This window comes from Salinithrix halophila (genome assembly GCF_042650125.1).
In the GTDB taxonomy this organism is placed as follows: domain Bacteria; phylum Bacillota; class Bacilli; order Thermoactinomycetales; family DSM-45169; genus Salinithrix; species Salinithrix halophila.
In genome coordinates this window covers 553,515-564,054 of the sequence record NZ_JBHSAP010000015.1, presented here as the reverse complement: position 1 = coordinate 564,054, position 10,540 = coordinate 553,515, and the positions used below count along the sequence as shown (strand labels likewise).

Annotated in this window: 14 protein-coding genes and 1 rRNA gene; 7 read left to right on the top strand and 8 right to left on the bottom strand. The window is 50.3% G+C overall.

From position 1 onward, the window contains the following. Together ACFOUO_RS13015 and ACFOUO_RS13010 are read right to left on the bottom strand one after the other, a co-directional pair. Window positions 1-199, bottom strand: a 16S ribosomal RNA gene (locus ACFOUO_RS13015); the annotation flags it as partial. Window positions 200-387: 188 nt separating this feature from the next. Beyond that, window positions 388-1,257 (bottom strand): nucleotidyltransferase-like protein, encoded by an 870-nt coding sequence (locus ACFOUO_RS13010; protein ID WP_380705544.1) that lies wholly within the window; start codon window positions 1,255-1,257, stop codon window positions 388-390. A gap of 194 nt (window positions 1,258-1,451) precedes the next feature. Here ACFOUO_RS13010 and ACFOUO_RS13005 point away from each other — a divergent pair, with 194 nt between their 5' ends. The 7 genes from ACFOUO_RS13005 (at window position 1,452) to ACFOUO_RS12975 (ending at window position 5,579) form a co-directional block, all read left to right on the top strand. Next, on the top strand, window positions 1,452-1,778 hold the full coding sequence (locus ACFOUO_RS13005; RefSeq protein ID WP_380705543.1) for a DUF2614 family zinc ribbon-containing protein: 327 nt from the start codon (window positions 1,452-1,454) through the stop codon (window positions 1,776-1,778). A gap of 131 nt (window positions 1,779-1,909) precedes the next feature. Beyond that, complete coding sequence (locus tag ACFOUO_RS13000) at window positions 1,910-2,563, top strand: TetR/AcrR family transcriptional regulator (protein ID WP_380705542.1); 654 nt, start codon at window positions 1,910-1,912, stop codon at window positions 2,561-2,563. 44 nt (window positions 2,564-2,607) lie between these two features. Next, on the top strand, window positions 2,608-3,165 hold the full coding sequence (locus ACFOUO_RS12995; protein WP_380705541.1) for a hypothetical protein: 558 nt from the start codon (window positions 2,608-2,610) through the stop codon (window positions 3,163-3,165). Window positions 3,166-3,180: 15 nt separating this feature from the next. Then, on the top strand, window positions 3,181-3,693 hold the full coding sequence (locus ACFOUO_RS12990; protein ID WP_380705540.1) for a hypothetical protein: 513 nt from the start codon (window positions 3,181-3,183) through the stop codon (window positions 3,691-3,693). Next, complete coding sequence (locus ACFOUO_RS12985) at window positions 3,690-4,217, top strand: hypothetical protein (protein ID WP_380705539.1); 528 nt, start codon at window positions 3,690-3,692, stop codon at window positions 4,215-4,217. The genes ACFOUO_RS12990 and ACFOUO_RS12985 overlap by 4 nt, the downstream gene beginning before the upstream one ends. 12 nt (window positions 4,218-4,229) lie before the next feature. Then, complete coding sequence (locus tag ACFOUO_RS12980) at window positions 4,230-5,033, top strand: hypothetical protein (protein ID WP_380705538.1); 804 nt, start codon at window positions 4,230-4,232, stop codon at window positions 5,031-5,033. Between the two features lie 18 nt (window positions 5,034-5,051). Continuing rightward, window positions 5,052-5,579 (top strand): hypothetical protein, encoded by a 528-nt coding sequence (locus tag ACFOUO_RS12975; protein ID WP_380705537.1) that lies wholly within the window; start codon window positions 5,052-5,054, stop codon window positions 5,577-5,579. A 236-nt stretch (window positions 5,580-5,815) separates the two neighbouring features. On the opposite strand, the gene perR is transcribed toward ACFOUO_RS12975, so the two are convergent. The 6 genes from perR to ACFOUO_RS12945 all read right to left on the bottom strand — a co-directional run. Next, entirely contained in the window at window positions 5,816-6,253 is a 438-nt protein-coding gene (gene perR, locus ACFOUO_RS12970) for a peroxide-responsive transcriptional repressor PerR (RefSeq protein WP_380705536.1), read from the bottom strand. Window positions 6,254-6,351: 98 nt separating this feature from the next. Then, entirely contained in the window at window positions 6,352-7,011 is a 660-nt protein-coding gene (nth, locus tag ACFOUO_RS12965; RefSeq protein WP_380705535.1) for an endonuclease III, read from the bottom strand. A gap of 60 nt (window positions 7,012-7,071) precedes the next feature. Then, window positions 7,072-8,025 carry a D-2-hydroxyacid dehydrogenase gene (locus tag ACFOUO_RS12960; protein WP_380705534.1) on the bottom strand — a complete coding sequence of 318 codons (954 nt, stop codon included), beginning with the start codon at window positions 8,023-8,025 and terminating at the stop codon, window positions 7,072-7,074. A gap of 14 nt (window positions 8,026-8,039) precedes the next feature. Next, on the bottom strand, window positions 8,040-8,831 hold the full coding sequence (locus ACFOUO_RS12955) for a class I SAM-dependent methyltransferase (RefSeq protein WP_380705533.1): 792 nt from the start codon (window positions 8,829-8,831) through the stop codon (window positions 8,040-8,042). Window positions 8,832-8,917: 86 nt separating this feature from the next. Further along, on the bottom strand, window positions 8,918-9,391 hold the full coding sequence (gene bcp, locus ACFOUO_RS12950) for a thioredoxin-dependent thiol peroxidase (RefSeq protein ID WP_380705532.1): 474 nt from the start codon (window positions 9,389-9,391) through the stop codon (window positions 8,918-8,920). A gap of 275 nt (window positions 9,392-9,666) precedes the next feature. Beyond that, window positions 9,667-10,540: RNA-guided endonuclease InsQ/TnpB family protein (locus tag ACFOUO_RS12945; protein ID WP_380705531.1), on the bottom strand; the 874-nt coding region annotated here is incomplete at its 5' end.

The following is a 10,540-nucleotide window of genomic DNA, read 5'->3' as shown; positions in this document are numbered from 1 at the left end:
ATCAGGGGATCGAATGTCCTATCCGGTATTAGCTTCGGTTTCCCGGAGTTATCCCGGTCTTGCGGGTAGGTTGCCCACGTGTTACTCACCCGTCCGCCGCTAAGATCAAGGGAGCAAGCTCCCCTGACCTCCGCACGACTTGCATGTATTAGGCATGCCGCCAGCGTTCGTCCTGAGCCAGGATCAAACTCTCCGATAAAGGTGAGCTTGAAACGCTCAAATGAATTAACAAGGTCGAATCAATTGCTCTTCAGTTTTCAAGGAACGCTTGCTTTGTTTCCGCCTTTCGGCGGTGCCGCTCTCTCGCGGCGACATCAACTAATATACCACCCTGACAAAAGAGAGTCAACACCTTTTTCGCAAAAAGTTTTCCAAAGGAGAAATTCTTCAGGGTAGCTGGATCCTATAGCGGGGTTGTCCTTTATTATCCCCCTGTAAAAGCACTTCCTCCAGCACAGACCGTTTCACCAATTCCTCCAGGAGCAGGGTCAAGTCCAACTCCATCTGCTCCAGTGCCAACTGCCGGCTTAGTTCCTCCACACTCCACATCCCTGGCTTGGCGGCCATCAATTCCAAAATATACGCACAATAATGGGTCAGGTTGGAGAGGATGGAGTATTCCACCGCTAGCAACACCAGCTCCATTCGCTGTTCTAGGGAATCATTACCGTGAACCAGCTCTTGATACAGTTTGTAGATTCCCGGGCTTAAGGGTTTCACCTGGTTCCATAACCGGATATGGGGATACTGGCCTGCATCAATCACTGCTAGCCGACCCCAATGCTGTAATCCGTTTTGAATGGTCACATAGGCATCCAACAAATACCCTTTGTTCAAATAAGCTTTCGTCTCCAAAGTATTCTTCAACAGGCGGGAGAACTCAATACACGACTTTTTGCTCCTCAGTTCGTGGGGAAATTCCTCTAGAGAAGAACAAATGTGATGGATACGCTTGTCGGGGTCGTAAAGAATATTTCCATATCGGAAGCAATGAACCAGTCCGGGACGGTCCCCCGAGAGGATATCCGCCGCCAAACGGGTACTGTGAGCACGCACTTCTTTTACCTTCCAGGTGCCGACGGCATAGGTCGACACCCGACCATGGGTCCCCTCTCGCTCGCTGAGTACAATAAGCAGAAGGTCGGCCCCGTCTGCCTCGATCTGTTGGACGACAACCGCAGGCACGACCAGGGCACCCAGAGCGTCTCCGCTCTCATCAACATGCTTTTTCAAATCAGGGTATACCGTCTCCATCATGACCCTTCCCCCGTCGGATGACCTGCAGTTAGTACTTACAAAGTTGGTTTCGACGGTTTTGTTAGGAATCCTGCCTCTGGACTCCAATCTGCGTTAATCACCCTGACATTCCTCCTCGCCTTCCTTCATGATATACTGTCGGTAAAATAAGCTGCGTAAAGCTTTAACCGGCTTTCGCCAAGGGGGCTTCCTTTTTGCTCTTCGCTAGTAAGATCAATAAATTTCGTACCATTGCCCTTCTAATGATTTTTGCGGGTGTCGGAATTATGTATTTCGGCTTCCTCTGGCCATCGGCGATGTTGGTATTTTTTATACTCGGCCTTTTGGGTGTGGCCTCCAGCGTTGCGATCTACTTTTGGATCGGGATGCTCTCTACCCAGGCCGTTCAAGTGGAGTGTCCCCGTTGCGGACGAACAACCAAGATTCTCGGAAAGAAGGATCAGTGTATGTATTGCAAAGCGACCCTCAGCCTGGACCCAAAAGATGCACACAAAGAAGATTCATCAAAGCCCAATGCTTGATCCGCGAAAAAAACGCTCACCCAGATGGCTGGCGTTTTTTTTACGAAAATACCCAGAATGTTCTATTGATTCGGTACAAATGTTTGTTATTATGAGTGTACGTTGACGTACTTAGGGGAGGTTGTAAGGATTTGATCGACAAACAACCCGCAGTTTCTGCCGCTTCCTTTCACGAATTACTACAGGAGGGGGATATGCCCGGGCATGAAAAACGTTTACTTTCCGCCTCTTTGAAAGCGTTTACAGAAGTGGGGTATCTAGACACGACTGTGGATGAGATCGTCGCTGCTGCGCGTGCTTCTAAAAGCACATTTTACAAAATCTTCCGAAATAAAGAGGCCGTGCTAATTCGGATTCTCCATCTCTTGATGAATATGCTGATCCGAAAAGTGGAGGATTCGCTACGCTCCCACCCTCCCACTTCAAAACGTACGTATCATGCCATCCAGACATATATCAACACCTGCTTCCAGTACAAGGAGGTGGCAAAATTGCTGCTGGTGGACACCGTGGGAGTAGCCCCTGCCCTTGAAGCAACTCGTTTTCAGTTTCATCGTTACTTTTTTAACATCTTCCAGCGGGAAATCACGCAAACCTGCCGGCAAAAAAACCTGGATGTCCCGGATCCATGGGTGCTCTCCTATGCCATGGTTGGGGCGGTCCATGAGGTGATTATTCAGTCTCTCCAGCTCGATCATCCATCCGACCCGGATCATCTGGCAGAGGTCCTTGAAACCATGATAAGCCGTAGCCTGCGAAAGGAAACGCAACCTGCCCAGCTATGAATGCCGGAAAACAACCGGGAACATTCCAAAAGGGAGGAGTCCAAATGATCAGACCCTACCGCTTTCTCATGATTCTGGCCTCCGCCGTTATACTGACAGCGGGAGGGTTTTGGATCGTGGGTAACAACAGTATCCGGACAATCGACCTGAAGAATCTCCATCATCAGGCGGACCTCAACGGAACGTTGGAAACAATCGGGAAGAACAACAGCCTCTTGGGGGTAAGCAACAAACAAATATTGGAAAACTTGCAATCCATTGATAAAAAGACCCTGACAACCGCATCAATCCATCAGAAGCTCCGTTCCGTCCATTCCGGCCTGGGCGGGCAAAACAATTCCCTGGGTGGCATTCAACGGGTGACCGGCCAACAAGTAGCACTCAGTACGGACTTGAACGGACTCAGTCAGCTTCTTACAGCAAAAATGGATCGCATTAACACCAGTAGTGGGTCTCAACTTACCAAAGTGAGGCAACTTCACTCCATCACCCTCGACACGAAAAAGAAAATGCAGCGGGTACTGGAGGAGAACGTCGCTCTGGAAGGAAAACTCCGTTCCGCAGCTGAAAAAAGCAGCCGGGCACAACGGTCTCTGCCCTGACAAGGAGGGGAAGTGATGATCCGAAAGATCCTTTCCATTTTAGGAACCTTAGCTTTGGCTGGGTTTCTGATCAATGGCATCACCATGACCCAAAACATGAAGAAGCTGCACGCCGGATTGGAAGATAATTTGGACTCCATCGAAAGATTGAATGGGGTGCAAGCGGCGGTCATCGATAAAAACGAAGAATTGAAAGGGATGCTAAAAACCGTTGATAAAATCAACATCAACCTTGACCAGACCCAAGCCAAAACCGATGATACATTAAAGCTTCTGTCCCAGGTGGTAGACCTAAACGCAGACACTTTACATCTTAACGACCGAATGCTGCAATTTTCCGGCACCACGAAGAAAAATATCGGCACTGTTCATTCATCCTTATCCCAATTATCCCCCCATATGGAAAAGTTGGACACCATGTTGAAAGAGCTGGATAAAACAGCGGACCATGACAAAAAACATTTGAAGAAAATCCTCGACTCCACTGAGAGTCTAAACAACAAGACACCGGGGGTGGGGACAAGATGAAGAACATTGGGGGCATCAAAGCAACGACCCTCCTTATCACCCTTTTCCTCACCACCGTCGCAGCCAACACGGCCCTCCAATTATGGCTACAGAAGGATATTGCATCCAAATCGGAAGCATTGGAACATCAACTGAAAAGCTCTGCTGCAAAATCTACAACGATGAATGAACAATTGACCGTTGTGGCGGAGCTGAAAGAAAAAACCGGAGAATTGGACAAAAAGGTGAAAACCGTTGAATCCAACACCAACGGTTTAGGGCGAGAACTGAACGACCTGGATACGGTAGTCGCTTCTATCGCTGATCGGGTACACGCGATCAGCGGAAACACCAAACAGACGGAAGAAGACCTGAAAAAGATCCGTACCACTCTCCACTCCAGCACGAATGTACTGAAATCCGTCGAAAGCTCCAATAAAAGCATCGTCTCCACCTTAAATGGAATGGAACGGATTCAAAGGGTCATCAACACCAACCTAAAAGAGATTAATCAAAAAACACGTTTTATCCCGCAATCGAGATAGGGGGTAATCCTTTTGGACCGATTATGGCCGCTATGGGCCAATCATAAAAAGGCGATTCTGGCCGTCTCCGCTCTCATCGTCCTCCTGGTCTCCTCCCCTACCCTTGCTCGCTGGAGTGATCGTGTTGTGCTTCCAGTCCTGGCCGAAAACAACATCTTCGGCCTCACATCGGATCTGGCGGGGCGAACTGGAGAGATGGTGGATGATACTCGTCAACTGGAGGGAGAAGTGATTGAGGCTGAACAGGCCATGGGCGGTCTCGACCGCCAGAATTCCCTGTTGAAACAGCAGATCCAAACCAATACTTCGATCCAAAGCGAGCTGGATGATCAGTTATCTGGAAACATCGAGGCCAGGGAACGGATGGAGGCGATCCTAAAACGAGAAAGGAAAACCCTCGCCTTGAGCTCCAGGGCGGCAGACAAGGGAGGTACGGTCACCGAACAAATGGTTCAGACCGTATCCAACCTCGGGGCAGTGGCCGAGAATACCGGTTGGGTTGGCAACACCACCGCCCGGTTGAATAAACGAACGGATGTCTTGTTGTCGGAACTGGACAAATCCGTGGATAACTTCCGCTCTGTCGCCCTGCTTACTCATTCTCTGAGAAGCGTGGAAAACCTACTGGGACTGGATGCACCTCTTCCTCGGGACAAAAACTCAGCGAATCCACCTTTGGACGAAAAGCTGAAGAATACGACTGGAAATTTACTAAACGAAAACCCAAAACCGGAAGACTCAAAAAAAACCGGCAGGAAGGAAAACAAAAAAGCCGGGGACGGTATAGTGGAACCGCTTCTCCCCACTCTTCCCTGATTAAAAGGGGGTACAACTATGATTACAAAAGGATTGATTCTCCTCATCAACCTCCTTCTCCTCAGCTTCACGATCTGGGGAACGATCCAACAGATCGCTACACAAAAGGAGACCAATCGGGTGATGGCCCAGGTACACGACAACATCCGGCTTGCCGGAAAGCTGACAGCGGACACTAACCAAAAGTTGAAGCCTCTCCAAGCGACGGCAGAGTCCATCGAGGAGATGAATACCAAGCTTTCTCGGACCAACGGAAAATTACAGAAGATGAATGGTAGCCTTTCACGGGTGGTTGAAAGCGAGGGGAAAATCGTCAAAGGGCTAGACAGTCTGAATGGGAACACGGCCCTCGTCATCACCCAGTTAAATGCCCTGAAAGCTCAAAACGAGGAGTTAATCGCTCCCTCCTCCCGGGTGGCCGGGCAAACACAGCAAGAACATGCCACCCTGGAGCGGTTGTATTCACTCACAGGAACCTCGATTCGGGAATTGGCTACGGTCAATAGAAAATTCGCTGTCCTCGGGGCATTGCCTTTACCTCGTTGAAACCGGAGGTTCATCCATGTTTTTCAGCATTCTATATCTGATCACGATCCTATCCATCGTCATCCTCACAATATTGATTCTCGTATCTATCCTCCGCGACCGGCCTATCATAAAATGGTTAACCTGGATGGCCGGGATCACCTTTTTCTACCTTGCTGCCGTGTTCGTGACGTCCTTGTTTTGATTCCATACAAAAACCCCTGCGCAGGTCGCAGGGGTTTTTGTATATCCGGTCATCACCCGACAGGAACTTCCTGACAGTTTTTACAGATTCCGTATACTTCCATCCGATGGTTCTCAACCATGAAACCCGTTTTCTGGGCCGCTTCTTTCTCTACGTCCCTCAGGGTTGGATAATCAAAATCCACGATCTTGCCACATGTACGGCAAATGATATGGTAATGATCATGCATATTGGCATCGAAACGGCTGGAGGCGTCCCCGTAAGTTAGTTCTCGTACCAGACCGGCCTCTTTAAATACCCGAAGGTTGTTGTAGACCGTAGCTACGCTCATATTGGGGAATTTCCCTTCCAACGCCTTATAGATTTCATCAGCGGTAGGATGGCTCATCGAGGTTTGTAAAAACTCCAATATGGCGTAACGTTGAGGGGTCATACGTACCCCTGTCGATTTCAGTTTTTCTACTGCCCGATTGAGGCGGTTGTTTTCCATCGCCATACACCTCGCTGTTTCCACCAATCCAAACACATGCAAAATGATTCTCTCTTAATAATGTCTATAAACAGTCTACTGCCCGTTTCCCACTTTTGTCAATGGGCTTTCTCCTTCACACGGCTTTTACCGAACCAGCAGGATGGCAATAAGTCGCATTGTCCGCACTTCGGATTGCGGGCCGAACAGATACGCCGACCGTGCCAGATCAGACGGTGATGGGTATCCGTCCACTCGCTGCGGGGCACCCGGCGCATTAACTGCTTCTCCGTCTCCAGCGGATTGTTGCTGTCCGCCAGGGCAAGACGATTGGCCACCCGTTGCACATGGGTATCCACCGCTAATGCAGGGACACCGAAAGCATTGGAGAGAACCACATTAGCGGTTTTTCTCCCTACCCCTGGTAATGCTTCTAAGGCAGTGCGGGTTTCCGGTACTTTCCCACCGTGTTCACTAACGAGGATTCGGCAGGTCTGAAGTATGTTTCGGCTCTTATTGCGGAACAGACCTAGCCCGCGAATCTCCCCAGCCAGTTCCTCTTCCGTCAGGTCAAGGTAGTCTTCCGGAGCGGGATACTTGGTGAACAACCCTTTGGTAACGATATTCACCTGTCGATCCGTGGATTGTGCGGAAAGGATGGTGGCGATCAACAATTCAAAGGGATTACGGAACTCCAGTTCGCAGTGGGCGTCGGGGTACATCCCAGCTAGGGTGGTTAAAATCTTTTTTGTTTGTACACGTTTCGGTTTGGGATTCAAACCGGCTCCCTCCTTTCCCTCATCCCCAGGTAATGGTCCTTTGCATCCTTCAACAGGAACTCAATACCCTCGAGCCAGCTTGACGGGATTATTCCATTCCCCTTCTCCCGTCAGATAAACAGGCAAATTATCCTCAAATATCGCAAGGGCTCTCTTCATGTAAAAAGGGGAACGACCCGCAACATGAGGGGTGAGAATGACGTTTTCCATCTCCCAAAAAGGGTGTTCTGGAGACAGCGGTTCCTCTTCGAATACATCCAGAACAGCCCCGCCGATCCTTTGTTCCCTCAGCGCGGAAAGGAGAGCCATCTCATCCACAACCGATCCCCGAGCGATATTAATTAGGTGGGCGTCTGCTTTCATACAGGCCAACTCTGCTTGACCGATCCGTCTTTTGGTCGCATCCGTCAGCGGTAAAGCGACAATGATAAAGTCAGAGCGGGAGAAGAGTTCCGGCAGAAAGTCGAAATCCCCCATTTCGTCGAAAGGATCTCGGTTTCGGCCATTAGAGTTGATCCCCAACAGTTCCACACCAAAAGGCTTCACCCGGCGGGCGATGCCGACACCGATCGCTCCAGCTCCAACAATCCCAACCGTTTTACCGAACAGCTCTCTGACCCGAATTTCTCGGCTCCAGCGACCTTCCTGCTGGGCCCGGAAGAAATCATTCGCCTTGCGGGTCACCTGCAACATGGCCGAAACCGCGTACTCGCCCATCGGAATTTCATGAATGCCGCGAGCGTTCGTGACGTGTATATTCCGTTCCTTCAACTCAGCAAAAGGCAGCAACTCCAAGCCGGCACTTATGATGTGGATCCAGCGAAGCCCTGTCAACCCCTTCAATCGGTCTCCGTCCAGATCTTCCCCGTAGGTAATCAGTACATCAGCGTCCGGGGCACCATTCAGTACTTCGTCCAAGCTTTCGCAAAAGGTAAAACGGGTCTTTGGAAACATCTTCGACAAGCGTCGTCGGTGTTTGTCACTCATCCGTGCGGAAGAGGCGACATGAACCAAGTGCTCCTCCCCCTTTATCGATGATTCACTAACGATTGAGACTTGCGCGCTTCCACCACGAGCTCCGTACTGTCGGGACCAAAGGGCTCACGGCGAAACCCGCCCCAGCGGGCCGTCACCTCAAACCCGGCAATTTTCAGGAGATGGGATAATTCCGCAGGGTAGATATAACGAAGGCTGAAGGTGGTACGGAGCCGTTCACGACTTCGTCCCTCCCCATCGAATCGCTCATAATAGCGGATAATATCCCCCCTTTGGTGGAAGTGGTCAAATCGGGTAAAATCGTTCACTTCCACCAGCTCCCCCGACCCAGGTAATGGAAAGGATCCCCTAGAGATGAGACGATCTTCTTCTTCCACCATCTGCCCTATATCGGGGATGAATATATTGAAAACGAAGAGCCCATCCTCGGACAAATGTTGGCGTACCTGAGTTAGTGCAGCGACCTGGTCTCTCACCGTCAGCAGGTGGAGAAAGGAGCGATAGGGGATGATGACAAGAGGGAACCGGTCTTCCAGATTCAACCGCGTCATGTCGGATTCTACCCAGCGGCAACGATTGGATAGTCCCATCCCCTCCGCCTTTTGTTGGGCTCGAGCCAACATGGCCGGTTCGACATCCACGCCCGTCACTCTGATACCGTGACGAGCAATGGCTAGACTCACTCTCCCTGTACCGGTACCCAGTTCAAGAACCGGCCCGCCGCTTTCCATAGCCAGATCGGCATAATACGCCAAATCGCCGTCCATCCCCTCCGAAGTCCAATCGTAATAATCCGGTAACCGGTACATCGAAGTGTCCGCCAAGGCAGCCCCTCCTATTCCCAAAGTATTCCCCACTCACTCAAAGAAAGGTTGGAGGCACAAAAACCCTCCAACCCCCGGCTAAGGGATCAGGACGCAAGATGATCCCTGACCCACTCCAGCGCTTCCTCAACGTGGCCATCCACTTTCACTTTGCGATATTCCTTGGCCAGTTTACCTTCTTTGTCAATGATGAAGGTTGAGCGTTCGATACCTAGTTTCTTTTTTCCGAAAACGTTTTTCTCCTTGTAAACCCCATACTTCTCGGCTGCTTCCGCCTCCATATCAGCGAGGAGGAGGAACGGCAGGTTATATTTGTCGATGAATTTTTTGTGGGAGTCTAGATCGTCCATGCTGACTCCCAGGATCACCGTGTCCAGTTCAGAGAAATCGTGTTCCCGATCCCGGAAATCGCAGGATTCCGCTGTACAACCCGGGGTATTGTCTTTGGGATAAAAATAAAGAACGACATTCTTTTGACCCTGATAGTCCGATAGGGAGACCGTCTCTCCATTGGACGCCGGTAGGGTGAAATCCGGTGCTGGTTCCCCTTGTTTCAACATCCTCTTCACCTCCGTAAGATTCATCTTCTATATTATCATGAGTTTGTCCGACGGAAAAAACAACAGCACACAAAAAAACCGGGCAGATTGCCCGGTGCGCCGATCATGGGAACAAACCAGCGAGGGAAGGAAATATGACTAGAAAATCAGAGGGAATCCTTCAAGATCTGCAAAATCCCCTGAAGACTGTGACGTCTCCCACGGCTAAACCCGTGGGCTTCTCGGATCATTGGGTACGGCAACCCGCTACCCTCTCCCGAAGGCTCCGCCCGAGCCTAAAAAAGGGAAAGTTCTAACTGTCCCATCGTGGGTTGTGGGGCATAGCCCATCGCTCGATGAAGGATATTTCGCGCCGCGTTGATGTCCCGATCTTCTGTATAGCCACAGCTACAGGAGTGAACACGAATCGAAAGATCCTTTTTCACGATCTGACCACATTCCGAACATGCTTGAGACGTGTTGTAAGGATCAACCAACTTCACTTCTTTACCGGCCCATTCTGCCTTGTAAGTGGTAAAGTCAATCAATTGTCTCCATGCGGCATCCGCAATCTTCTTTGCTAAGGGACGGTTCTTCACCATCCCTTTTACGTTCAGCTTTTCAAACGCGATGAGATCATAGCGATCCACGAGGGAGCGGCTGATTTTGTGAGCAAGATCCTTTCGCTGGTTGGCCACTCGTTCATGTGCCTTCGCTAACCATGCCACCGCTTTCCTTCGACGATGGGACCCTTTTTTCCGACGGGAAACGGTCCGTTGCCACCGTTTGATATCCCGTAGTCCCTTTTCCAAAAAGCGCATCGCCGGAAAGAACTCCCTGTCAGAAGTGATGGAAAAATGTTTCACGCCCAGGTCAATACCCACCTGCTTTCTGCTGAAAGGGATCGGAGAAGGTGCCACCACACAGGTCACCATCACATAGTAGCGACCATTCTTTCGCTTAATGACCAGTGTTTTGGGACTCCCATTCATATGGCGGTGCATCTTCACCCGGACGTCTCCGATTTTGGGAACCCGAATGAACTTCCCCTGGAACATCGACGCTTTTGCTTGGGGATAGGAAAGGGAGTCGAACCGATTTTTCCCTTGAAAGCGGGGAAACCCCGGCTTTTCTCCTCGTTTTATACGACGGAAAAAATGTTGAAAAGCT